Raw genomic sequence first — 23264 nt, 5'->3', positions numbered from 1 at the left:
GAGCCCGATCGAGGGGACACCGATGAAGCTCACCTTAGAAGTTCGTAAGGGGCTGGCGAGCGAGGATCGGCTCGTGCCCGCGCCCGACGCCGACACAGCGCGCGCGGCATTGCGCAGCCTCGATGGGGCGCAGATCTCGCAGCTCGTGGCCGACGATGAGCAGGGGCATGTTCTGCTGATCGGAGGCGGCAATGAAGGCCGATTCGTCGTCAACTACCTCGTCAACGACGACGAGCACGGCTTCCATGTCGTCAATCCCGACGGCACGCCGGAGGACGTCGCGGTGGTGACGGGCGGGCAGCTCGGCTCCTTCCGCGGCGATATGGTGGTGGGCGAGAGGTTGGCGGTGGACGCGCTGGTCCATTTCATCGCGACCGGCCAGCGTTGCGGCACGCTGACCTGGGAGCAGGAATTCTGAGCGCGGTCGGCGCGAACATCATCCTGATCTGCAAGAGCTTGGTTGATTGGCTCTTGCAGGTGCAACACCCTCCAGGTCGATCCGGGCTCCGCTGCTGGATCCCGGAATGCCCCACGGCGCGGCCATCCCAGTCAAAGCGAGAGGCGGCAACGCCCAGGCCGCGCAGATGGAGGCGACTGCGGCAGCGACGGGCCAGCGCGTGATCGCGTACGGGCCGAACCTCGGCGGCACATTGGAGAAAAGCTCGAGGCAGCGCGGCGACGAAGTTTATCGCGGAAGTTTATCGCGACCGGCAGAGCTTGATCGATGCCGTCAGGAGGCAGCCATGATCGCCGTCGTTGTTGCAACCGAGGCGGGATGCGGTCACGACCTTCTCGAGCGGTTCGGCACCGTGCGCCGGGACGATCCGACCCGCATGACGGCCGAGCAGGAAGGCCGCTGGGTGATGCTGGCCCAGACCGACACCGTGGCCGGGGCGTATGAGCCGGAAGACATGGAGCGCATGCGGGAAAGGCTCGATGAGCCGGAGTTCTTCGTCCTGCAAGTCAGTGAGCCGAGTCTCGTGGCGGATTGTCTCAGGTCCATATCCTCTAACAAGACTGTCGTGGTCGATAACGATCATGGTTGGATTGATGATCTGAACGCTTACAAGCAAGCTATTGACCGAGGGGAGGATTGGCTGCATTGCGCGAATCGTCCGTGAATCGGCGCGGGCCGAAGCGCGCGATCAGCCATGCCAGTGCTTGGACAGCACTCACGAGGCCGGCCGAGCATCGGTCGGCCATTCGCGCCGAGCCGGTCAGTCCCGGCGCTTCGTGGTGCCTGCTGCGAGTGATCTGGATACGGACCATGCGCAGCGGGATCGCCTTCGCACCGTCATCACGCGGGCATGCCCGATCGGCGTGACCGATATCCCGGAGGCGTGGGGGCAGTACGACGCTTGTTTCGATGGCATCCTCGATCTCCTCGCTGCCCGTCAGGGTGCGGAGGCGGTGACAGCCTCTCAGTGGATGACGCGCAGGCGTTCCGTGATGCCGGCATCGAGAACATCCGTTTCGTCCTGACGCCAGCCCTTCGCCCAGGGGTCATATGATGCCGTCGATGGAAGAGATTCTCGGTGGGCCGATCGAGCGGGAGCGGGGAGTGCCCGGCACGCGGCCCGGCGAGGGCGACAAGGTACGCTACGTCGCGTTCCAAGAGCCGCACAGGCCATCCGACACCTTCCGGAACGTCACCCGCGCGGTGAAGCCGCCCCTGCCGAAGCGGGGCGGAGTCGTCCTGGAGGGATGCATCGTCACCCTGGCCGACGGCCTGCGGTTCTACGCCCTGTCGTTCCACGGAGATCTCGAAGGCTGGCAAAGGCAGGTCGAGGAGGGGGCCCGGATGCTCGGCCTCGTCAGCGCCTGTATTGAGGCGGACGTCCTGCACCTGTCGGACGGACGCTCAGTCCCGCTCGGCGCCTGCACGATCGAGCTGGACTGATCCGGATCGCGAGCGGGTGGTGAGCCGCGCCGGCGCCATCGTCATCGCCCCCAGCGCCACGCCCCCCATCGCGGTGGCGCCGAGCGCCACGCCGCCGAGCGCGAGATAGCCGGTGGCGATGCCGCCCGCACCCAGCAGCAGGCCGAGCGCGACGCCCCCGAGCGCCACGGGTCCGAGCGCGATCCCGCCCAGAGCGATCCCGCCGATTGCGATGCCGCCGAAGGCGACGAGGCCGATCGCGACGTTGCCGCAGGCGAGGATGCCGCGGGCGGGCTTCAGAGGGGCGTTGTCCGAGGCGCCGTAGATCACGTGGACCAGGGGCCAGCCGAACAGCGTGGCCTGCGAGCGGTACTCGAAGCCCGCCACCGGCACGGCGCGGACCATTCCGGCGGCGGCGCGTGGCCGGCCGCAATTCGGGCAGGAGACCGCCCGGTCGCTGACCTGCCGTCCGCAATCCGGGCATCGCGTCAGGCTCATTGGCGCCTCCGACGGTTCATACCATCGGCCCAGGATGCTGACGTATCGGGCCGATGAACCATCCCGAATTTTCGATGCCAAACCAAAGGGTTGGCGAAAATTCGAGACCGGAACCAAAGGTCGTTCTCACCGACCCTTGGGATCAGTTCCACATGTGAACGAGGATGCGCCAGCCGCTCTCGCCGGGTTCGAGCACGTTGAGCCAGTTGCCCTCGAACGCCTGATGCGGTCCCTCCGGACCGGGCCCGGTGAGCTGCCAGCGGCCCGAGGCGATCCAGACGCCGTCGCGGGCGAAGGCGTCGCCGACCTCGATGGCGTAGTCGCGAAACCCCTGGGCGCGGATGTCTGAGAAGAAGCCGCAGATCCCGTCCGGCCCGATCACCGCCGGACGGCCCGGTGGCACGACCCGGGCCTCGGGCGCGTAGAACGCGGCGAGGTCGCCGGTGCGGCCGGCATTGAAGGCGTGGGCGACGCTCTCCGCGAGAGCTTGAATGCTGGGCTGCATGGGGCCTCGTGAACAGCGGGATGGACGAAGGATCAGGAAGCGGGGCCGGACACGGACGCACCGCCCCGCGCGACCAGCACGGGCCAGAACACCCAGTCCTCCACCGGGCAGAGCGCGGGTGCGCCATCATGCGGGCGCAGGCGGATCGTGTCCCGGGCCGGGTAGTCGAGGACGAGGTGCGCCGCGCCGAGCCGGCAGGCGAACGCGGCCGAGCCCGACACGGTCGCGACGCCGCGGCGCAGGTCCGGCCCCGCATGGAGCGCGATCCGGCCGAGCGCCCGGCGCGGCGGGACCGATCCGAACGCCTCCGGCGGCATGTCGCAGAGGGAGAAGATCGCGGTCTGCGGGGTCGCGCGGCGGGCGAGCCGGGCGAACCAGTCGCCCTGCAGCGGCAGGAGGTGGAGCCGGACCCCGTGGACCTGCCCCAGCACTCTCGCGGCGACGCCGAGCCGGGGCTCCGGCCGCAGGCCCTGGTGCAGGAGGACGACGTCCGCGATCCCGCGCCGCGCCTTCAGGAAGGCGGCCATCCGGGCGAGCACCGAGAAGACGCAGGCATGGTGCACGGTATCGAGCCAGAGCGGCCCCGGCCGGTCGAGCCCCCGCGCCTCGCCCACCCGCAGCACCGGCTCGATGCCGGCGAAATACGCCTCGGCCTGGGCGACCGAGAGGCTTGCCAGCACCAGCGGCTCGAAGGCGAAGTCGATGGTGTTGATCGCGGCCCGGCGCTCGACCGCTTCCGGGATCCCGGAGAAGCCCTCGGCCTGCCGCAGGAGGACCCCGTCGAAGGCGCCGCGATGGAGGCGGGCGATCAGGTGGTCGCGGATGTGGCGCGTCGCGCGCGCGCCGGCGAACGCCTCGGCCACCACGGTGTCGAAGCGCGCCTGCGCGGCGAAGGCGCGGGTGGGGGAGACCGCGTTCACGACGCGACCGGCTCCGTCACCTTCCCTTGCACCGTCCCTCGCACCTTGCCCGGCACCGTCTCCTGCCCCGTCCCTTGCGCCCGTTCGAGCGCGGCCTCGCCGGCGAAGAGCTGGCCGCGGTCGAAGGAGCGGCCGTGCAGACCCGAGACCTTCTCGAGCACCCGCGCCTGCGAGGCCCGGAGCGAGGCCGGCGACTGGCGCTCGCCCGACTGCTTGGCCTCGACGGTGGCCTCGCTGGCGAGCCACTGGTCGTCCCGCACGACGCCGAGATCCCGGGCCCGGGCGAAGACGTATTCGGCGGTGTTCCACTTCCAGCTCGGGCAGGGGAGCGCGGTTTCCTCCGGGGCGGCGTAGATGAAGCGGTGAGCGCAGAAGCCGCCGCAGAGCGGCAGGATCTTGCAGTCGGTGCAGGTGGCATTGTCGAACGGCGTCCACTGCGACCACAGGCTCGCATTGACGCTGTCGTGCAGCTTGTCCGGCTCGAAGATGCTGCCGGTGCGCTTGGACGGGTCGTGGGCGGTCTCCCAGCACTTGTGCACGTCGCCGTTGCCGGCCACGACGTAGCCGCCATTCGAGGCCGCGACGCACAGGCCCGAGAAGCCGCTCGGCGGGGTCTGGATGCCGGAGAATCCGAGCTGGCGCGCCTTGCCCTCGAGGGCGAGCACCTGGCGGTTGAACTCGGCCCGCGACAGCTTCTCGGCGAAGGCGCTGCCGCTCTCCGGCGTCGAGGCCTCGATCGGGGCGAAGTAGACGCCGAAATTGCCGCGCTCGCCGAGGCGGCGGGCGGCGAAGTCGTCGAGCATCGCGTCGGCCCGCGCGACGTTGCTGATGCCGACATTCACCCGCGCCTGGATCGCGATCGCCGTCTCGTCGAGCGCCTGCTCGATGTTCTCGAGGATGCGGTCGAAGGTCCGGCCGCCGGAGGTGAGCGGGCGCATCCTGTCGTGGGTGTCGCGGTCGCCGTCGATCGTCACCTGCACCCACTTGACCCGGCGGGTGTAGAGCTGCGCCGCCATCTCGGCGGTGAGGAACCAGGCGTTCGAGACGATCCCGGCGCTGTACCCGATCCGGTTCTTGTCGCAATAGGCGATGAGCCGGTCGGACAGGCGGAAGATCGAATCCTTGCCCATCAGCGGCTCGCCGCCGTACCAGACGATCGAGAGCGACTTCAGGTCCTTCTTGGCCTTCACGAAGTCGAGGATCGCGTCCTGGACGTCGGGCGTCATTTTCTTCGTCGGCTTGGCGAGGCCCTGGAAGCAGTAGCCGCAGGCGAAGTTGCAGGCCATGGTCGGCGCGATGGTGAGCGTCAGGCTGCCCTTGGCGGCCCGGCTCGCCTCGTAGCTCTGGCGCACCAGCGCGAGTTCGTCGCTCGCGGCGCCGACGGCGTGGCCGCCGCCGATCAGCGCCTGCAGGAGGAGCCGGTCGGCGAGGTCGCCCGGGCCGAAATCGTCCCGGCCGGCAAGGTCGCGATAGGCGCGCGCCTCCGCGGCCGAGAGCAGGATGAGGGACCGGGTGCGCGCGTTGAACAGCAGGGCGGATTCGTCGGCGAGCCGCACCGGGATGTCGTAGCGCGACAGGCGGTAGCGCGCGGCGGCCGGCCGGGCCGGGCCGCGCACCCGGGCGAGGGTCCGCCGCGCGGCCGCCTCCAGAGCCTCGTTGCTCGGTGCTCCATGCGCCTCGTCGGCATCGACGGAGTTGGGGGTGTCGAAATCGAGCATCGATCGTCTCCTCAGGGTCAGGCGGGCGGGCGGGCCGGACGGGCGGCCTCGATCCGCGCGAGGGTCGCGTCGGCCAGGTCGGCGAGCAGGTCGTTCCAGAGCGCCAGGAAGGCGTCGGCGCGGATCGCCGCGTCGATCACCGTCTCGCCGGTCTCCTCGTCGAGGGGCAGGCCGGACAGGGTCAGCACCCGGCGGTTCACCGCGACGACCGTGAAGTCGCCGATCCCCGCCGCGCCCGCCCCGCCGTCGACGCGCAGGGCGAAGCGCCCGCCGAGGCGCTCCAGATGGGTCACGTCGTAGACGCGGGGGATCACCCCGTGCATCAGCGTGCGGAGCCGGGCGAAGCCGGTTGCGGCGCCGGCGGGCCGGTCCCAGCCGTCCTCCGCGAGCAGGCCGGGCCGCAGCGTCAGCCCGGCCATGAAACCCGCGAAGGCGGCGGGCGCCGAGACGTGCAGCCGGCCGGCCGTCACGATCTCCGCGAGGGTGAGGCGGGCACCGCTCCCGCGCTGGTCGATGCTCAGCATGACGGCAGCAGCGGGATGACGTTGACGGCGCAGAACGAGATCGGATCGCCGAGCGGCGCGTCGACGCCGCAGACCCCGCCGAGATTGGCCGCGCACAGGCCGGTATCGACCCCGCAGGCATCGGCCCCCGCCTTGGCCGCGCAGGCATCGGCATCCGCCCCGCAGGCATCCGCGCTGGCATTCGCCGCACAGGCATCGGCGTCGGCGCCGCAGGCATCGGCACTGGCATTGGCCGCGCAGGCATCGGCATCCGCGCCGCAGGCCTCGGCCCGGGCGTCGGCCCCGCAGGCATTGCCGTCGGCCCCGCATGCCTCGACGTTGGCATCGGCGCCGCAGGCGTTGCCGTCGGCGCCGCAGGCCTCAACACTGGCATCGGCGCCGCAGGCGGCGGCGTCCGCCCCGCAGGCCTCGGTCGCCGCGTTCCCGCCGCAGGCATTGCCGTCGGCGCCGCACGCCTCCACCGAGCCGTCCGCTCCGCAAGCCCCGCCATCGGCGCCACACGCCTCGGCACCCGCATTCGCCCCGCAGGCATCGCCGTCGACGCCGCAGGCCTCGACGGTGCCGTCGGCCCCGCAGGCGTTCACGTCGGCGCCGCAGGCCTCGGCGCCCGCATCGACCCCGCAGGCATTGCCGTCGGCGCCGCACGCCTCCGCCGCGGCGTTGCCGCCGCAGAGGCCGACATCCGAGCCGCACAGCTCGATCGCGTTGTCCGCGCCGCAGGCGTCGATGCCCGCGCCGGTCGCTCCGGCGCGGCTCTTCTCGCCGCAGGCGAGGTTGCCGTCGACGCCGCAGGCGGCGGGCGCGCTGTAGCGCGAGCCGCAGACGCTGCCGTCGACTCCGCAGGCTTTCCCGGTCGTCGCCTTGGCGCCGCAGGCCCCGAAATTCGTCGCGCAGGCGTTGCCGGTGCCGGCATTGGCGCCGCAGGCGGTCTCCTTGGCGGCGCAGGCCGTGCCGGCGCTCGCATTCATCGCGCAAGCCCCGGCATCGGCGGCGCAGGCCGTCCCGATTCCCGCATCCGCCGCGCAGGCGCTCGCCTTTCCGCCGCAGGCGCTGCCGCCGGTGAGCTTGGCCGCGCAAGGCCCCGAGGCGTTGGCGCCGCAGGCCCGCCCGGCCGTCATGTTGGCGCCGCAGGGCGCCGCCGCGTTGCCGCCGCACGCCGTGCCGGCACCGAGATCGACGCCGCAGGGGACGTTGGTATTGGCCGCGCAGACCGTGCCGGCGCTCGCATCGACGCCGCAGGGCGGCGAGGACGGGCCGGAGGCCGTCGGACCGGCCGCAGGCTGTCCGCCCGAGGGCGGTGCACTGGGTGGCGCACTGGGTGGCGCACTTGGCGATCCACTTGGCGGTCCGCCCTGCGGCGTCCCGGGGACGGGTCCGTCGGCGGGTGGGCGCGGCGGCGGGACGGGTGGCGCGCCCATCGGCACGTTCACCCGGTCGCCGGGATGGATCAGGTCGGGATCGCGGAACTGCGGGTTCGCCCTCACCACGTCGGGGAACGGGCGGCCGTAGTCGCGCGAGATGCTCCAGAGCGACTCGCCCTCGCGGACCGTGTGCCGGACGACGTTGTCGTTGGCCGGATCGGCGCCTTGGGCCGGATCGGCACCTTGCGTCGCGCCGGATGGCGCCGAGGCCGGCCGGCTGCGCGCATCGGCGGGGTCGGGCGGCGGCGCGGCGGCGCGGTCGAGGGCGGGCGCCCAGGCTTGGCCACCCTGTTCCTCCGGGCGGGTCTGGTCCCTGCGGGACGCGAGCGGCCTGTCGACGATCTGCGGCATCCTGCACCCCCGTGCCGTCGCGCGGCGATCCGCCCGAAAGAACGGAAGGCCGCGTCGGAATGGTCGCTGCCGGACGGGAGCAGGCACTGCCCGCCTCCCGAACGCTTCTCCTCATGGCTAGCCGGGCGACCTGACGACGACCTGACGAGGCACTGCATAACGGTCCAGAATTCGGCAGCCACCCGGCGCGGCCCGTGTCTCCCGAAGGAGAGGATGAGATCGCCGGACGCACGATGGGGACGGGACGCACTCTTCGTCCGTCGTTGGGCACTCCATGAGCCGTGTCGTGCCGCGGAGCGGGCAGGCCGGGCGTCGTCGAAACCGGGAGAGACCGATTTCGACTTTCCCGTCGCGAGCCATGCCAGTCGTCAGGTTGTCGAAAGCTCGCTTGCCTACCGATCGGGGTGCGCCGAGACCGGCGCCGTCCGCTCGCCCGAGCGACGGCCCCGGGAGGCCCCACCGTCGGTGGTCAACGGTGCGGAAGACCGGACCACGACCGGACCATGACCGGATCAATCGGAGCTGAACTCATGACTTTCGGTGTCTCGAACATGTCGGGTGCGAATGGCGCCTTCGCCGGCAGCGGCCTTTCGGGCAACGGCGTCATCGCCGCCCAGAATTTCCTCAACGCGCTGCTCGGTCAGGAGGAGGCGCCCCGCTCCGGCGGCGAAGCCTTCCTGGCCGACGTCAAAGAGAGCAAGGACCCCGAGCAGAAGCGCGCCCTGATCGACGGCTTTGCCGAGGGCTTCGCGGCGGCATCCCAGGCCGGCGGGTCCGACGAGGCTTCCGGAACGTCCAATGGAGCCTCCGCCGCGGGCGCGTCCTCGTCGGCCGACGGAGCGGCGGAGACCGCCGATGCCGGCGGCGAGGAGGCTCCGGCCGGTCCTGCCGACCTGATGAGCGGCTTCCAGGAGATCGCCGACCGCATCGCGGAGTCGGGCCTGCCCAAGGCGACCAAGAACGCCCTTCTCGACGGCATCGCCACGCTGATGTCGAAGCTCCAGTCCGAGGCGCCCGCGTCGGAGGAGGCCGCCCCGCGCACCCTCGCGTCGCCCGAGGCGAGCGGTGCGGCGTCCGCGGCCGGGGATGCGTCGGCGAGCGCCGAGACGGGCACGTGGAGCCACGAGGTCAAGGACGGCGAGGCGACCATCCAGCTCGGCGACAAGTACACCGTGACGGCCAGCGAGAAGGACGCCACCTGGACGGTCACCAACAACGAGACCGGCAAGACCACCAAGATCTCCGGCGACCCCCACGTCGACATCGACAACGACGGCAAGAACGACTTCGACTTCAAGAAGGATATGACGTTCCAGCTCGATGACGGCACCAAGATCACCGTCGGCACCGTCCCGGGCGGCGAGAACGGCACCACCTACTCCTCCTCGCTGACCATCACCAACGGCGACAAGGCCGTGCAGGTGACCGGCCTCGGCGACGCGCATGACGGCGAGAACAATCTCGAGGTGAAGCAGTCCGATGCGGGCGTCACCCTCGACGAGCTGGAGCGCGACGGCGCGACGACGATCTACGAGAATGGCGGCGCGTGGCAGACGAAGGACGGCAAGGCCGTCGACCAGTCGATCATCGACGCGGCGGAAGCCGCCGCGGCCTGAGCCCTCGGTCAGGCACCTCGTCCCGGAAAGCCGCTCACGGGCTGTCCGGGGCGACTGGATCCCGACCGATCCCGACCCGCCGGGGGGCCGATCGGCCCCCCGGCGGGTCGCCCCCGTGACCAGTCTTAGATCGCAAAGCCCCGGGAAACGAATAGCTTTGCCAGCAAATCATATATTATAATCTATCTTCCACAACGACTTAGCCATCGAGTAGACAATCGCGGATCCGTTTGTGGTTACGAGAGGGGTTCCCACGTTATATAAATTGGATTAATCCATCTGCACTCGACGATAGGCCGGAAAGGTCTCGCGAACATCGCGAAACGACACGGTCTTGCGTCGATGGGGGGCGATTCGGATGCGGATCCTGTTGGTCGACGACGACAAGGCTTGCGCCGACAGCATCGGCGGGGTCCTGCGGGACGAAGGATTCGTCGCCGATCACGTCACGACACTCGCCGACGCGACCCTGTCGGCCTCCCTGGCGCCCTACGACGCGCTCCTGGTCGACCGGATGCTCCCGGACGGCGACGGCCTCGACTGGGTGCGCGAGCGGCGCCGGGCCGGCAGCACGGTGCCGATCCTGATCATCACCGCCGAGCGGGACGCCGTCGATCACCGGATCGAGGGCCTGAACGCGGGCGCGGACGATTACATCCTCAAGCCGATGCCGCTCGACGAACTCATCGCCCGGGTGCGCGCCGTGATGCGCCGGCCGGTGGCGACGCTGGATCCCGTGCTGCGCGCCGGCAACGTGACGTTCGATCCGAGCAACCGCGAGGTGCGGGTCGCCGGCAAGCCCCTGCGCATGCCGCGCCGGGAGACCTGCATCTTCGAGATGCTGATCCGGCGGTGCGGCAAGACGGTGACCAAGGGCATGCTGGAGGAAGGTCTCTACAGCTTCGAGGACGAGGTGTCCTCGAATGCCATCGAGGTCGGCATCTACCGCCTGCGTGGCCATCTGCTGGGCTCGGGCGCGACCGCGACGGTGCACACCATCCGCGGCACCGGCTACGTGCTCGACGCCCCCGACGAGCCGATCACGCTGCCGGAGATCCCGCGCGAGGTCCCCAAGGCGGCGCTGGTTGCCGCGCAGGTCGCGGTCGTCCTGTCGAGCCAGACGGAATCGCCCGCGCTCGTCCCGGCGGCCATCGCCGCGAGCCTGCCCGAGGCGACCCCCTCGGAAACCGCGACGGCCGTCGTCGCCGCCGTCCTCGCCGTCAGTCTCGCCAAGCGCGGCGAGGAGATCTGACCGGGTCCACCCATCGAATGGCTGTCCCCAGGATCGGCATCGCGGATCCAGCCTCGGGTCCGGTCGTGATGCCCGCCGGTGCCGAGGGCGCAGGGCCGGTCTGGACGGACGCCGCTCCCTCTCGGACGGTCGCCGCCGCAGCCGGCTCCGAGCGGTGCGGCCGAGGCAGGATCGGATCGGGGCGTGCCCCGGGACGGGGCCGGTGCGGCGAGCCCCGCACCGGCGTCGGGTAGCCGGCGCTCCGCGCCCGGTGCGTCACCGTCTGCCGGCGTCGTCGTCGTCGGGCGGGCTGCCGAACCTTGCGCTCACCCCGTCGCAACCGGCCCGACCACCGCAAAATACCTGCATTGACCGACCTCGCCGAGACAGCGCACAAGGCCGGAAATGCGTCCGATACGAAGCGGTATCAGGCGAGGCAGGGGCCGCGGAGATCGATGATCAGGGACGCCCAGAGAATGCGCGTCGCCGTTGCGGCGCTGCCGGCGATGGCGGACATGGTCGGCACCTGGTCGTGGGACATCGTCGACGACCGGATGCATGCCGACGACGTTGCCGGCAGCCTGTTCGGGGCCGATCTCGACCGCCTGGCGAAGGGCGCCCCCCTGCGGGTCTTCGCGGCCTGCATCCATCCCGACGACCGCGACGCCGTCCTCGCCCGGATGCACCGGGGCGCCGTCGAGGGCGGCTCCTTCGTGGCCGAGTTCCGGGTGCGGAACGCCGCCGGCCGGACGCTGTGGGTGCTCTCCCGCGCCCGCTACGAGCGAGACCGCGACGGCCGCCCGGCGCGCGCGCACGGCATCCTGGTCGACATGACCGGCAGTGCGCTCAGCGAGACCGCCTACGACCATTGCGTCGATGCGCGGCCCGATTGCCCGCTGGAGCAGGCCGCCGAAGCCTGCATCGCCGCCCGCGAGGCCCTCGTGACGGCGGGCCGGCCGTTCCTGCTGCGGATCCTCGACATGCTGCTCCTGGAACTCGGCCGCGAGATCGGCAAGAGCCTGCGCCGGGCCTATCTGCGCCGCCTGAGCTGACGGCCGCATCGCAACGGCCCCCGACGGCGCGCCCCGGCGGGGCGACGCGCCGCATCCCCCCGCCCGATCCCCACGCCTTGTGGCGCGGGTCCGGGCTGGGTAAGGGCCGTGATCCGGGTCCTCGCGCCCACCGGAGATCCGACAGGCGATGATCGGCAAGCTGAAAGGCGTCGTGGATTCCTACGGCGAGGATTTCGTGATCCTCGACGTGCACGGCGTCGGCTACGTGGTGCATTGCTCGGCCCGCACGCTCCAGCGCCTGCCCTCCCCCGGCGAGGCGGCGGAGCTGGCGATCGACACCCATGTGCGCGAGGACATGATCCGCCTCTACGGTTTCCGGGCCGATGCGGAGCGCGAATGGTTCCGCCTGCTCCAGACCGTGCAGGGGGTCGGCACCCGGGTCGCCCTCGGGGTGCTCTCGGTGATGGAACCGGCCGAGCTCGCCACCGCCATCGCCACCGGCGACAAGGCTGCGGTCGCCCGCGCGCCCGGTGTCGGCCCGCGCCTCGCCGCGCGCCTCGTGGCCGAATTGAAGGACAAGGCCCCGGCCTTCTCACCGGTCGATCCGGCCCTGATCCAGCTGACGGGAGCGGTGGAGGACAACACCGCGCCCCAGCCCGTCGCCGATGCGATCTCGGCGCTGGTCAATCTCGGCTATGCCCAGGTCCAGGCTTCGGCGGCGGTGGCCGCGGCGCTGAAAGGGGCCGGCGAGGGCGCGGCGGCGATGGAGGCCAAGACCCTGATCCGGCTCGGCCTGCGCGAGCTGGCGCGCTGACGCGGCTCCTGCCGGGCGAGGGCCCCTGCCCCGGTCACCCGGATCGGCGGTGGATCACGCCGCCTGCGCCGTCTGGCGCGGCACCGCTCCGGTCGCCCGCGGCAGGTCGAGGCGCACGCACAGGCCGCGCGGCACCCGGTTCTCCAGGGTGAACACGCCGCCATGCGACTGCGCGATGGCGCTCGCGATCGATAGGCCGAGGCCGAAGCCGCCGGCCTCGTTGAGGGTGCGGGCGCGGTCGCCGCGCACGAAGGGCTGGAGCATCAGGGCGCGCTCCTCCTCGGGGATGCCCGGGCCGTCGTCCAGGATCTCGACCGCGACGCGGCCCGGCTCGGCCTCGACGAACCGCACCGTGGCGCCGCCGGCATATTTGACCGCATTGTCGATCAGGTTGGTGAGCGCCCGTTGCAGCTCGCCGGCCGAGCCGCGCACCAGGGCCGGCCGCAGGCCCTCGGCCCGCACCGCCTCGCCGACATCGGCAAAACCGTCGCAGACCGTCTGCACCACCGAGGCGAGGTCGACCAGGCTCTGCCCCTCGCGGGACTGGCCGTCGCGAACGAAGGACAGGGCCGCCTCGACCAGCGCGTTCATCTGGTCGAGGTCGCGCAGGAACTGCCGGCGCAGACCCTCGTCCTCCAGGAATTCCGCCCGGAGGCGCAGGCGGGTGATGGGGGTGCGCAGGTCGTGGCTGATGGCCGCCAGCATGTGGGTGCGGTCGTCGAGCAGGCGCAGGACCCGGTCGCGCATCCGGCCAAGCGCCCGGGACACGGCCAGCACCTCCTCGGGACCGCGCTGCGGCAGCGGCCGCGACTCGGTGGCGGTGCCGAAAGCCTCCGCCGCCTCGGCGAGCCGCGCCAGCGGCGCGGTCAGCGCCCGCGTCGCCCAGATCGACAGCAGGGTGAGCGAGAGCGCCAGGAAGACCAGGGTGATCAGCACGGCGCTGGTCAGCGGCGGGTGCGGCAGCGGCAGCGGCGGCAGGTCGGCGGCGAGCTGGAGTCCGGCCGGCCCGGCGATGCGCAGGTGCAGGGCCCCCGCCGGCAGGTGCTCGGCCGCGACGCCGTAGCCCGTCCCCAGGGCCGCCCGCAGGCCGGTGATCTCCGGCACGTCGGTGCCCGGCGGCACGGGGGCATTCGGGGCGTCAGCGGGCAGGAGGGTGAGGTGGAGGGACGAGGCGCTGTGGCGGGCCGCCGCCACCACGTCGGCCCGGTCCTCCGGCGGCGCCGCCGCGATCATGTGGACGACGGTGACGAGGCGGTTGGCGAGCGCGCTCGGCCGCTCGTCGGAGCGGCGCAGCTCCGGGCGCAGGAGGATGAAGGCCACCACCACCACGACATGGGTGACGACGATCGCGGCGACGACCAGAAGGGCGAGCTGCCCGGCGATGCGGCCCGTGAGCGGCCCCCGCCCGGTCATGTCGAGATCACCTCGGGCGTGAACAGGTAGCCGCCGGAGCGGATGGTCTTGATCATCTCCGGGTTGCGCGGATCGCGCTCGATCTTCTGGCGGATGCGGCTCACCAGCACGTCGATGCTGCGCTCGAACGGCCCGGGGGCGCGGCCCTGCGTCAGGTCGAGGAGCTGGTCGCGGGAGAGCACCCGGCCCGGCCGCAGGCACATCGCGTGGAGAAGGTCGAACTCCGCCCCGGTCAGCGCTACCTGCGCGCCCTCCGGGTTGAGGAGCTGGCGCAGGCCGGCATCGAGCACGAAGCCCGCGAAGGCGTGGCGGCGCACACCCTCGTCGTCGCGGCCTGGCGTGGCGGCGCCGCGGCGCAGGATCGCCCGGATCCGGGCGAGCAGCTCGCGCGGGTTGAACGGCTTGGCGAGGTAGTCGTCGGCCCCGATCTCGAGCCCGACGATGCGGTCGATCTCCTCGCTCTTCGCCGTGAGCATCAGAATCGGGATGCCGGAGGCGGCGCGCAGGCGCCGGCAGATCGACAGCCCGTCCTCGCCGGGCAGCATCAGGTCGAGGATGATGAGGTCGACGCGGGAATCGGCCATCAGCCGGTCCATCTCGCGGCCGTCGCCGGCGATCGAGACCCGGCAATCGTTGCCACGGAGATAGCGGGCGACCAGCGTGCTGATCTCGCGATCGTCCTCGACGATCAGGATATGCGGTGTCGTGCTCACGGTCCGGCCTTATGCCCGAGACAGGGTTTTGCTTGAAGCCATCATTGTGCAACCGAGTGTTGCTGGCCCCGCCGCGCGACACGGTCGCGCAATCGGCGCCGTCCCCGGCAGGGCCGCAGGGAGTTCGTCATGGTGACGCATTTTCGCGCGATGGGGAGCCCGGACCGGGGCCCATTCCGCGTTGAAATGCATTACGGCTGTGCATCACGGACCAGTCCACGGAGGATCTCCCATGCAGCAGAACCGCCTGTTCGACGATTTCGCCCGCCTGATGACCGACGCCGCCGGCGCCGCCCAGGGCGTGCGCCGCGAGGCCGAGACCATGGTCAAGGCGCAGATCGAGCGCATGTTGCGGGACATGGACGTGGCCACCCGCGAGGAGGTGGAGGTGCTGCGCGACCTCGTGGCCTCGTTGCGTGCCCAGAACGACGCGCTGACGGCCCGCGTCGCGGCGCTGGAGGCCGCGCCATCCGACGTCAAGACCGCCGAGACCAAGACCGCCGAGACCAAGACCGCCGCCAAGGGCAAGGGCCCGGCATCTGGCACGGCGTCGGGCGGCACGGCGACGGCCTGACGCCCCGTCCGCACGCCTCCCGCTTGTGCACAGGAAGCTTCGGTGGATAGCCGGCGGTGCCCCGCCGCCGCCGCGGCTTTCCGCTTTGAGTCCCTGGACTCGCCCGGGCTATAGTGGGTGACGCACTGATTCGCAGCCGCTCAGGGGGAGACCAAGTCGGCGCTTTAGCTTATCGCCTGCACGTCCTGACCGTGCCCGGGTCGCGATCTGCCTTGAAGACGACACTCGCCGCGTCCGCTGACGCAGCTGTTTCCCGCTCGGACGAGCCAAACTTGGATCGCCATGACCCAGCTCAACATCGACGACCTGAACCGCGCCGAGCACCCGCTCGATGTCGTCGAACGCCTCGCTTCCCTCCGGGACTGGATCTTCGATCGTGCCGAGACCGACGAGATGTCGGTGGCGGTGGCCGGCCGCTGGGCCGAGTACCATGTCGCCTTCACGTGGATCGAGGACGTGGAGGCCCTGCACGTCGCCTCCGCCTTCGACCTGAAAGTGCCGGAGCGGCGGCGCAACGAGGTGCTTCGGCTCGTCTCCCTGGTCAACGAGCAGCTCTGGGTCGGCCATTTCGACCTCTGGAACAGCGAGCACGTGGTGATGTTCCGCCACGCGCTGCTGCTCACCGGCGGCGCCGAGCCGACGCATGGCCAGTGCGAGACGATGCTGAAGACCGCCGTCGAGGCGTGCGAGCGCTACTTCCAGGCGTTCCAGTTCGTGATCTGGGCCGGGAAGAGCGCCCGTGAGGCGCTGGACGCGGTCCTGTTCGAGACCGAGGGCGAGGCGTGAGCGCGCAGGGGCATGGACCGTCGGGTCACCTGCCGGCCTCGCTGATCCTGGTCGGCGCCGGCAAGATGGGCGGGGCGATGCTGGAGGGCTGGCTCGCCGACGGTCTGCCGGGCGCCCGCGTCGCCGTCATCGATCCGAGCCCGTCTCCCGCCATGCTGGCGCTCTGCGCCGCCCACGGCATCGCCGTCAACCCGGCTGATCCGGTCGAGCCCGAGGCCCTGGTTCTGGCGATCAAGCCGCAGGGGCTGGATGCCGCGGGGCCCGCCCTGGCGCCGCTCGCCGGGCCCGGCACGCTGGTGGTCTCGGTGCTGGCCGGCAAGACCATCGCCAACCTGAAGGACCGCCTGCCCCGCGCCCGCGCGGTGGTGCGGGCGATGCCGAACCTGCCGGCGAGCATCCGCCGGGGCGCCACCGGAGCCGCCGCCTCGCCCGAGACCGGCGAGGATCAGCGCCGCACGGCGCATGCGCTGCTCTCCGGCATCGGCCTCGTCGAGTGGCTGGACGGCGAGGATCTGATCGATGCCGTGACGGCGGTCTCGGGCTCCGGTCCGGCCTACATCTTCCTGATGGCCGAGGCGCTTGCGGCCGCGGGGGTCGCCGCCGGATTGCCGGCCGAGGTGGCGGCGCGCCTCGCCCGCCAGACCGTGGCGGGAGCGGGCGAGTTGCTCGGGCAGAGTCCCGAGGAGCCGGCGACGCTGCGCCAGAACGTGACCTCTCCGGGCGGCACCACCGCGGCGGCCCTCGGCGTGCTGATGGCCGAGGAGGGCCTCGCGCCTCTGATGCGCGAGGCGGTGGCGGCGGCCAAGCGGCGAGCCGGCGAGCTGGCGGGCTGACGCCACCGGCAGATCGCCGTTGCGCCGCCCCACGATCGCGCGGGTCGCGTCGCCGCGGCCCCCTGCCCGGCGGGCAGGACGATCCCTAGATAAGCGGTCGAGGCGGCACCCTGCCTCGGGGAGGCGCCTGGCGTGCTCCCCCTCTCGCGGCAACGGTATCGGAGCGTCCATCCATGGCCCGCACCCCCAAGGCGTCCGGCGACACGGCGTCCGGCGACGAGCACGGCACCGGCGCGCAGTCTGACGCCGCCCGCCTGCCGCCGCGGGAGGCGATCGTCGAGGCGCTGATGCGGCTGGCCGCCGAGCAGCCCTGGAACGACATCGAGATCGGCGACATCGCCCGCGAGGCCGGCGTGAGCCTGGCGGAGTTCCGCGACTGCTATCCGTCGAAGGGGGCGGTGCTCGGCGGCTTCGCCCGCATGATTGACAAGCAGGTGCTGGAAGGCGCGGGCGACGACCTCGACGACGAGCCGACCCGCGAGCGGCTGTTCGACGTGCTGATGCGCCGCCTTGACGCGATGGACCCCTACAAGCCAGCCCTGCGCCGAATCGCCGTCGCCCTGCGCGGCGATCCCCTGTCGCTCGCCGCCCTCAACCAGGTGGCGCTCAACTCGCAACGCTTCATGCTGGCCTCGGCCGGCATCAGCACGGAAGGGCCCCTCGGCCGCGTCAAGCTCCAGGGCGTGGTGATCGCCTTCGCGCGGGTGATGGATGTGTGGCTCGACGACAACGACCCGGCGCTCGCCCGCACCATGGCGGCGCTCGATCGCGAGATCCGCAACGGAGAACGGTTCATGGAGCGCGCCGAGGACGTGCGCCGCCTGACCGCGCCGTTCCGGGCGCTCGCCCACTCCCTCACCGAGGGCGGACGCCGCCGGCGCCGGCGCGATCGACGGGACGACCGCAACGAGGACGAGGGCAATCCCCTCGGGGGCGACCCGGCGGCGGCGATCTGACACCGCGCCTGTCCCCGACAATTCGAGCGATTCCAGGGTGACCATGCGTTGCGCATTGTCTAGCCTGCGGGGTGTTGCGCCAGAGCCATGATGGCGGCGCCCCGTGAGGACCATTCCGGATGCTCGACCTGTCCACCCGCGCGCCGGTGACGATCGCCCGTGTCGAGCAGCCGCGCTACACGCCTGTGGCGCAGGCCCTGCACTGGCTCACCGCCGCCCTGGTGCTGGCGGTGCTGCCCCTGGCCTGGATCGCCACGAGCCTGCCGGCGAGTCCGGCCCAGAGTTTCTATTTCCAGCTGCATAAGTCGGTCGGCATCACGATCTTCGCCGTCGTCGCTCTCCGCATCCTGTGGCGGGCCCGGCACCCGGCCCCGCCGGAAGTCTACGTGCCGCGGGGCCTGGCGCTGCTCGGCCGGATCAACCATTGGCTGCTCTATCTCGTGTTCCTGCTGATGCCGGCGAGCGGCATCGTGCTCTCGGCCGCCGCCGGCAGCACGACGCAATACTTCTTCCTGTTCCCGATCCCGCCCTTCATGGCGAAGAACAAGGCGGTGTCCGATCTCGCCGACCAGATCCATCTGGCCGGCCAATACGCGGTCTACGCCCTGGTCGTGCTGCACGTGCTGGCCACCGCCTGGCATCTCGTCGTCCGCCGCGACGCCGTCCTCGACCGGATGCTGCCGCGCCAGGACGTGTAACGGGCAGGACGCTGAGCCCGTGCCGCGCGATCACCTCTTCCTGCTGGCCCCGGATTTCGTCGATCCGGCCTATCCGGGCCGGCGGTTCTACTGTTGGCACTGCGCCCTGATCGAGGGCGTGCTGGCAGGTTTTCCCGCGCTGGCCGGTCGCCTCGACGTGACGCGCCTGCCCTGGCCGCGGCCGCGGCAGGCGCTCATCGACCGGGTCGGCGAGGCGCATCAGTCGCTGCCGCTCCTGGTGCTGGCCGCCGACGCGCCGGACTGCCTCGCCACCCGCCGCCACGGGGCCGTCCGCTTCATCGCCGACATGGATGCGATCCTGCGGGCGCTTCACGAGCGCCACGGCATTCCTGAGCCGCACCCTTAGGACACGTCACCGCCGCAACCTCGGATCCGAATTTACCGATAGGACGATTCGATCGCTTCCACGAGGCCGGAGGCCGCGATATAGGCTGCCTCGTGGCAAAGGCGGACGTGGCGCGGAGCCGGGCTGGTGGCGATGACACACGAGGTGGGGCATCGCGACCATGTGTCCGGTGTCGCGCAGGAGACGACGCAAGCGTGACCGGGCGCCGCGACGACAGCCGCATCGCGACCGAGCTGACCCGGATCGGGGCGAGCCACGATCCGTTCAGCGCGGCCGTGCGGGCGACGCGCATGCCGATGGTGATCACCGACCCGCATCAGCCCGACAACCCGATCGTCTTCGTCAACGACGCCTTTACGCGGCTCACCGGCTACAGCCGGGACGAGATCGTCGGCCGCAACTGCCGTTTCCTCCAGGGCCCCGAGACCGATCCCGAGGGTGTCGCGCGGATCCGCGACGCGATCGTGCGCCAGGTTCCGATCGAGATCGACCTCCTCAACTACAAGAAGAACGGCGAGGCGTTCTGGAACCGCCTGCTCGTCTCGCCGGTCTTCGACGACGCGGGCCGTCTCACCTACTTCTTCGCCTCGCAATTCGACGTGACGCTGGAGCGCGACCGGCTGGTGCGGCTTCAGCGCGACCGCGACGCCCTGGAGCGGGAGATCGAGCGGCGCACGCAGGCGCTGCGGCGGAGCGAGGAACGGCTGCACTTCATCCTGAAAGCCTCGCGCCTCGGCTCCTGGACCCTCGACCTCACCGACATGCGGCTGATGGCGTCAGACAATTTCAAGCGCAATGTCGGCCGGGAACCGGGCGAGCCGTTCACCTATGACGACCTGATCGCCGCGATCCTGCCCGAGGACCGCGACCGGATGCAGGCGGCGGTTCGCACCTCGATCGAGAGCCGGAGCGACTACGACATCGAGTACCGGATCTGTACGCCGGCGGGTGACGTGCGCTGGATTCAGGTCCGCGGCCAGCCGTTCTACGACCCGGCCGGGAACCCCCTGAGCATGGCCGGCGTGACCCTCGACGTGACGGAGCGCAAGCGCGGGGAGGAGCACCGGGCGCTGCTTGCCGAGGAGTTGAACCACCGGGTGAAGAACTCGATGGCGACGATCCAGTCGATCGCCCACCAGACCCTGACCCATGCCACCTCGCTGGCCGAGGCGCGCACCGCCTTCAACGCGCGGCTGCAATCGCTCTCGGCCGCTCACGACATCCTGACCCGCGAGAGTTGGGAGGGCGCGACCCTGGCGGAGATCGTCGAGGAAACGTTACGCCCCTTCCGCAGCGGCACGGGGCTGCGCTTCGGGATCGGCGGCCCGCCGGTCCGGCTGCCGCCCCGGCTGGCGCTCGCCTTCGTGATGGCGCTGCACGAACTCGCGACCAATGCGGTCAAGTACGGCGCCCTCTCGACCGATCAGGGCCGCGTGAGCCTCGCCTGGGACATCACGGCCGAGGAGCGCCTGCGGCTGTGCTGGGAGGAGACCGGCGGTCCGCCGGTCTCGGCCCCGACCCGGCGCGGATTCGGCTCGCGGATGATCGAGCGGGTTCTGGCTGCCGAGATCGGTGGCGTGGTGGCGGTCGAGTATCGGCCGGGCGGCGTGGTGGCGACGGTGGAAGCGCCGTTGCCGGAGATGGGCGGGAAGACGGGCGGTTGAGGCCGGGCGGCCGGAGCGGGGAAGGGTCGCGACCCGCCCGTCGCAGCGCCTTGTCGGACCACGTTCCCCGTCTTTGAGGAACAGGCGGGACTGGGCCCGCTCCGACGCGCGGACGAGCGGGGCATCAGGTTCAACCGCCCGCGACGCGGTCGCGCCGTTCGGCCCGCGCCCCCTCACCACCCAACCACCGGATCACCGGCGCCAGCCACCCTTCCTCGCCACCCTCCGGCACGATCAGCCGCAGCGGCGCCCCCGCCACCACCCGATCCCCGAATGGTGCGACGAGCCGCCCGGACGCCAGCGCCTCGCCCACCAGCGCGCTGTGCCCGATGAGCACGCCGTGACCAGCCAGCGCCGCGTCGAGGGCAATGCCGTAGAGCGAGAACGCCGCCTCCCGGGCCGGGCGCAAAGGCCCGGTGCCCGAGGGCCCGGCGCCCAAGGGCCCGGTGCCTAAGAGCCCGGCGCCCAAGAGCCCGGCGCCATGGCGGGCGAGCCAGAGCGGCCAATCCTCGCGCCAGACCGAATCGTGCAGGAGCGTCATCCCGGCGAGATCCCGGGGGTCGCGCAACCCCGCCGCCAGCACGGGCGCGCAGACCGGAAACAGGTCGTCCCGGGAGAGCACCACGGTTGTGCAGCCAGCCGGCGCGGCCGCGCCGAAATACAGGCCGAGATCGACCAGGTCCCGGGCGTAATCCGGCGGGTCGTCCCGGGTCAGGATCGCGACGTCGAGGTCGAAGGCGGCTTGCAGGGCCGGAAGCCGGGGGGCGAGCCAGAGCTGGGCGATGCAGGGGAGGGCCGCGAGCGTCAGGCTGCGGGGCCGGCCGACTGCGCGCATCACCCGCACGGCGTGGTTCACCGCATCGAAGGCGGCGGTCAGGGACGGAAGCACCGCCCGCCCCTCGGCGGTCAGGCTCAGGCCGTTCGGCAGGCGGTGGAAGAGCGGCCGGCCGAGCCAGGCTTCCAATCCCTTCACCTGGGCACCGATGGCGGCCGGGGTGACGTGAAGTTCCTGCGCCGCCGCCACGTAGCCGCCGTGGCGCGCCGCCGCCTCGAAGGCCCGCAGGGCATTGAGGGAGGGCGGGGCAGCCCGGCCGGCCGGATCCATCTTGAAGCCTCCCATCCATGAGGCCAAGAAAAGCTTGGCCTGAGCCTCAGCTTATCCCGTTTGCCGCTCGCCCGGGCAAGCCCGACACTGGGGAGCGAGCCCGCCCTGCGGGTCCTGCCACCGACGGGCCTCCTCCCATGCGCCTCCTCCACGACGGCTATTTCGATCGCGGCCTCGACGCCGACCCGGACCTCGCCGCCTCGATCCGCGGCGAGCTGGCCCGGCAGCGGGACGGAATCGAGCTGATCGCCTCCGAGAACATCGTCTCGCGGCTGGTTCTGGAGGCCCAAGGCTCGGTCCTCACCAACAAGACCGTCGAGGGGCTGCCTTACGCGCGCTATTACGGCGGCGCCGAGCATGCCGATGCGATCGAGGCCCTGGCGGTCTCCCGGGCGACGCGGCTCTTCGGCTGCCGCTTCGCCAACGTGCAGCCCCATTCGGGCTCGAACGCCAATGCGGGCGTCTTCCTCGGCCTGCTCAAGCTCGGCGACACCATTCTGTCGATGGGCGTCGAGGCTGGCGGCCATATCAGCCACGGCCACCCGGCCACTCTGACCGGCCGTGACTACAGGATCGTGCGCTACGGCGTGGAACGCGACAGCGAGCGGGTCGACCTCGACTCCGTCACCCGCCTCGCCCGCGAGCACAGGCCGGCGATGATCGTCGCCGGCGGCTCGGCCTATGCCCGCGCCCTCGATTTCGCGGGCCTGCGCGCCATCGCCGACGAGGTCGGGGCGCTCTTGCTGGTCGATATGGCGCATGTCGCCGGCCTCGTCGCCACCGGGCTCTATCCCCATCCCTTCCCGCATGCCCACGTGGTGACCTCGACCACCTACAAGTCGCTGCGCGGGGCCCGCGGCGGGCTGGTGCTGTGGAACGATCCCGTCCTGTCGGACAGGATCCATGACGGCATCTTCCCGGGCGTGCAGGGCTCGGTGATGATGCATGCGGTCGCCGCCAAGGCTGCCTGTTTCGGCGAGGCGTTGCGGCCCGAATTCACGGCCTACAACCGGGCGGTCCTCGACAATGCCCGGGCGTTGGCCGACAGCGTCGCCGAGGCGGGGATGCGCCTCGTTGCCGGCGGGACCGATTGCGGGCTGATGCTGGTCGATCTCTCGCCCCAGGGCGTCACCGGCGATGTGGCGGCCAAGGCCCTGGAGGCGGCGGGCCTCGCGGTCAACAAGAACCAGATCCCCTTCGACACTCGCCCGCCCGAGGCGCCCTCAGGCCTGCGCCTGTCCTCGAATGCCGGCACGGCCCGGGGCTTCGGCGTCGAGGAGTTCCGTCAGATCGGCCGCTGGATCGCCCGGGTGGTGGCGGCGCCCCATGATGCGGCCGGCCTGGCGGCGGTCAGGGGCGAGGTCCTGGCGCTATGCCGGCGGTTCCCGATCTATGGCGGGGCGTGAGCCCCATCACCGCTCAGCAGACTTGCCTTGGCAGGCCAACGCTTCGCCGTAACCGGGGCGATCCCAGGGTAGGGGCATCCATTCCCCGATCGCGAAGCCGAGCGCGTGCGCAAGAACGAGACGAGAACGTCCTCTGGGACTTTTCTGGGGCTCTGCGCGCCGAAGCGGCATTTCGAGCCCCTTCCCGCCCCGTCGCGCAACTTGCGCCCCAGCGGGATTTTCACTAGGAAACGGGGCATCGGGGCGTAGCGCAGTCTGG

Annotated in this window: 24 protein-coding genes; 15 read left to right on the top strand and 9 right to left on the bottom strand. The window is 71.4% G+C overall.

From position 1 onward, the window contains the following. Nucleotides 1–22 precede the first annotated feature (22 nt). From VP06_RS26155 to VP06_RS26145, 3 genes are all read left to right on the top strand, one after another. Complete coding sequence (locus VP06_RS26155) at nucleotides 23–418, top strand: Imm1 family immunity protein (RefSeq protein WP_082167630.1); 396 nt, start codon at nucleotides 23–25, stop codon at nucleotides 416–418. Nucleotides 419–524: 106 nt separating this feature from the next. Next, entirely contained in the window at nucleotides 525–1121 is a 597-nt protein-coding gene (locus VP06_RS36660; RefSeq protein WP_156295778.1) for a hypothetical protein, read from the top strand. Between the two features lie 398 nt (nucleotides 1122–1519). Beyond that, nucleotides 1520–1900, top strand: a complete 381-nt coding sequence (locus VP06_RS26145; protein ID WP_053082039.1) for a hypothetical protein — start codon at nucleotides 1520–1522, stop codon at nucleotides 1898–1900. Here VP06_RS26145 and VP06_RS26140 read toward each other — a convergent pair. The 6 genes from VP06_RS26140 to VP06_RS26115 all read right to left on the bottom strand — a co-directional run bounded on the left by VP06_RS26140 (nucleotide 1862) and on the right by VP06_RS26115 (nucleotide 7816). Further along, nucleotides 1862–2377, bottom strand: coding sequence for a zinc ribbon domain-containing protein (locus VP06_RS26140; RefSeq protein ID WP_082167629.1), 516 nt, complete (start codon nucleotides 2375–2377; stop codon nucleotides 1862–1864). The two genes, VP06_RS26145 and VP06_RS26140, sit on opposite strands and share 39 nt — an antisense overlap. Nucleotides 2378–2519: 142 nt before the next feature. Beyond that, a complete protein-coding gene (locus VP06_RS26135; protein WP_048466728.1) occupies nucleotides 2520–2882 on the bottom strand; it encodes a YybH family protein in 363 nt (120 codons plus the stop codon). A gap of 32 nt (nucleotides 2883–2914) precedes the next feature. Next, nucleotides 2915–3802 (bottom strand): hypothetical protein, encoded by an 888-nt coding sequence (locus VP06_RS26130; protein WP_048466727.1) that lies wholly within the window; start codon nucleotides 3800–3802, stop codon nucleotides 2915–2917. Continuing rightward, nucleotides 3799–5520 carry a radical SAM/SPASM domain-containing protein gene (locus tag VP06_RS36655; protein ID WP_048466726.1) on the bottom strand — a complete coding sequence of 574 codons (1722 nt, stop codon included), beginning with the start codon at nucleotides 5518–5520 and terminating at the stop codon, nucleotides 3799–3801. The genes VP06_RS26130 and VP06_RS36655 overlap by 4 nt, the downstream gene beginning before the upstream one ends. A 17-nt stretch (nucleotides 5521–5537) precedes the next feature. Further along, entirely contained in the window at nucleotides 5538–6044 is a 507-nt protein-coding gene (locus VP06_RS26120; protein ID WP_048466725.1) for a hypothetical protein, read from the bottom strand. Further along, complete coding sequence (locus tag VP06_RS26115) at nucleotides 6038–7816, bottom strand: LysM peptidoglycan-binding domain-containing protein (RefSeq protein WP_048466724.1); 1779 nt, start codon at nucleotides 7814–7816, stop codon at nucleotides 6038–6040. Before VP06_RS26115 ends, VP06_RS26120 begins: the two co-directional genes overlap by 7 nt. A gap of 530 nt (nucleotides 7817–8346) precedes the next feature. Here VP06_RS26115 and VP06_RS33890 point away from each other — a divergent pair. The 4 genes from VP06_RS33890 to ruvA all read left to right on the top strand — a co-directional run bounded on the left by VP06_RS33890 (nucleotide 8347) and on the right by ruvA (nucleotide 12490). Continuing rightward, nucleotides 8347–9432: a DUF1521 domain-containing protein gene (locus tag VP06_RS33890; RefSeq protein ID WP_053082037.1), complete on the top strand. Its 1086-nt coding sequence runs from the start codon at nucleotides 8347–8349 to the stop codon at nucleotides 9430–9432. A 358-nt stretch (nucleotides 9433–9790) separates the two neighbouring features. After that, the gene (locus VP06_RS26105) at nucleotides 9791–10684 is read left to right on the top strand and encodes a response regulator (protein ID WP_063928442.1); all 894 of its coding nucleotides are present in this window, start codon (nucleotides 9791–9793) and stop codon (nucleotides 10682–10684) included. Nucleotides 10685–11139: 455 nt separating this feature from the next. Further along, nucleotides 11140–11715, top strand: a complete 576-nt coding sequence (locus VP06_RS26100) for a PAS domain-containing protein (protein ID WP_053082036.1) — start codon at nucleotides 11140–11142, stop codon at nucleotides 11713–11715. 148 nt (nucleotides 11716–11863) lie between these two features. Further along, complete coding sequence (gene ruvA / locus VP06_RS26095) at nucleotides 11864–12490, top strand: Holliday junction branch migration protein RuvA (RefSeq protein WP_048466722.1); 627 nt, start codon at nucleotides 11864–11866, stop codon at nucleotides 12488–12490. A 54-nt stretch (nucleotides 12491–12544) separates the two neighbouring features. Here ruvA and VP06_RS26090 read toward each other — a convergent pair whose 3' ends face one another. After that, nucleotides 12545–13903, bottom strand: a complete 1359-nt coding sequence (locus VP06_RS26090) for an ATP-binding protein (RefSeq protein ID WP_048466721.1) — start codon at nucleotides 13901–13903, stop codon at nucleotides 12545–12547. Next, entirely contained in the window at nucleotides 13900–14616 is a 717-nt protein-coding gene (locus tag VP06_RS26085) for a response regulator (protein WP_048466720.1), read from the bottom strand. The genes VP06_RS26090 and VP06_RS26085 overlap by 4 nt, the downstream gene beginning before the upstream one ends. 232 nt (nucleotides 14617–14848) lie before the next feature. On the opposite strand from VP06_RS26085, the gene VP06_RS26080 reads away from it, so the two are divergent. The 7 genes from VP06_RS26080 to VP06_RS26050 all read left to right on the top strand — a co-directional run bounded on the left by VP06_RS26080 (nucleotide 14849) and on the right by VP06_RS26050 (nucleotide 20494). Next, nucleotides 14849–15190, top strand: a complete 342-nt coding sequence (locus VP06_RS26080; protein WP_082167628.1) for an accessory factor UbiK family protein — start codon at nucleotides 14849–14851, stop codon at nucleotides 15188–15190. 282 nt (nucleotides 15191–15472) lie between these two features. After that, nucleotides 15473–15976: a type III secretion system chaperone family protein gene (locus VP06_RS26075; RefSeq protein ID WP_048466719.1), complete on the top strand. Its 504-nt coding sequence runs from the start codon at nucleotides 15473–15475 to the stop codon at nucleotides 15974–15976. After that, a complete protein-coding gene (gene proC, locus VP06_RS26070) occupies nucleotides 15973–16809 on the top strand; it encodes a pyrroline-5-carboxylate reductase (protein WP_280950247.1) in 837 nt (278 codons plus the stop codon). Before VP06_RS26075 ends, proC begins: the two co-directional genes overlap by 4 nt. A 173-nt stretch (nucleotides 16810–16982) precedes the next feature. Next, on the top strand, nucleotides 16983–17765 hold the full coding sequence (locus VP06_RS26065) for a TetR/AcrR family transcriptional regulator (protein ID WP_245291320.1): 783 nt from the start codon (nucleotides 16983–16985) through the stop codon (nucleotides 17763–17765). A gap of 119 nt (nucleotides 17766–17884) precedes the next feature. Continuing rightward, nucleotides 17885–18463: a cytochrome b gene (locus VP06_RS26060; RefSeq protein WP_048466718.1), complete on the top strand. Its 579-nt coding sequence runs from the start codon at nucleotides 17885–17887 to the stop codon at nucleotides 18461–18463. A 19-nt stretch (nucleotides 18464–18482) separates the two neighbouring features. Further along, nucleotides 18483–18830 (top strand): DUF3088 domain-containing protein, encoded by a 348-nt coding sequence (locus VP06_RS26055; protein WP_048466717.1) that lies wholly within the window; start codon nucleotides 18483–18485, stop codon nucleotides 18828–18830. Nucleotides 18831–19024: 194 nt separating this feature from the next. Further along, nucleotides 19025–20494, top strand: coding sequence for an HWE histidine kinase domain-containing protein (locus tag VP06_RS26050; protein WP_048466716.1), 1470 nt, complete (start codon nucleotides 19025–19027; stop codon nucleotides 20492–20494). 130 nt (nucleotides 20495–20624) lie between these two features. Here VP06_RS26050 and VP06_RS26045 read toward each other — a convergent pair whose 3' ends face one another. Beyond that, nucleotides 20625–21599, bottom strand: a complete 975-nt coding sequence (locus VP06_RS26045; protein ID WP_048466732.1) for a LysR family transcriptional regulator — start codon at nucleotides 21597–21599, stop codon at nucleotides 20625–20627. A 137-nt stretch (nucleotides 21600–21736) separates the two neighbouring features. Here VP06_RS26045 and VP06_RS26040 point away from each other — a divergent pair, with 137 nt between their 5' ends. Beyond that, nucleotides 21737–23005, top strand: a complete 1269-nt coding sequence (locus VP06_RS26040) for a serine hydroxymethyltransferase (RefSeq protein WP_048466715.1) — start codon at nucleotides 21737–21739, stop codon at nucleotides 23003–23005. Nucleotides 23006–23264 lie beyond the last annotated feature (259 nt).

It is taken from the genome of Methylobacterium aquaticum (assembly GCF_001043915.1).
GTDB classification, from domain to species: Bacteria; Pseudomonadota; Alphaproteobacteria; order Rhizobiales; family Beijerinckiaceae; genus Methylobacterium; species Methylobacterium aquaticum.
This window is presented reverse-complemented; position numbering and strand designations above follow the sequence as displayed.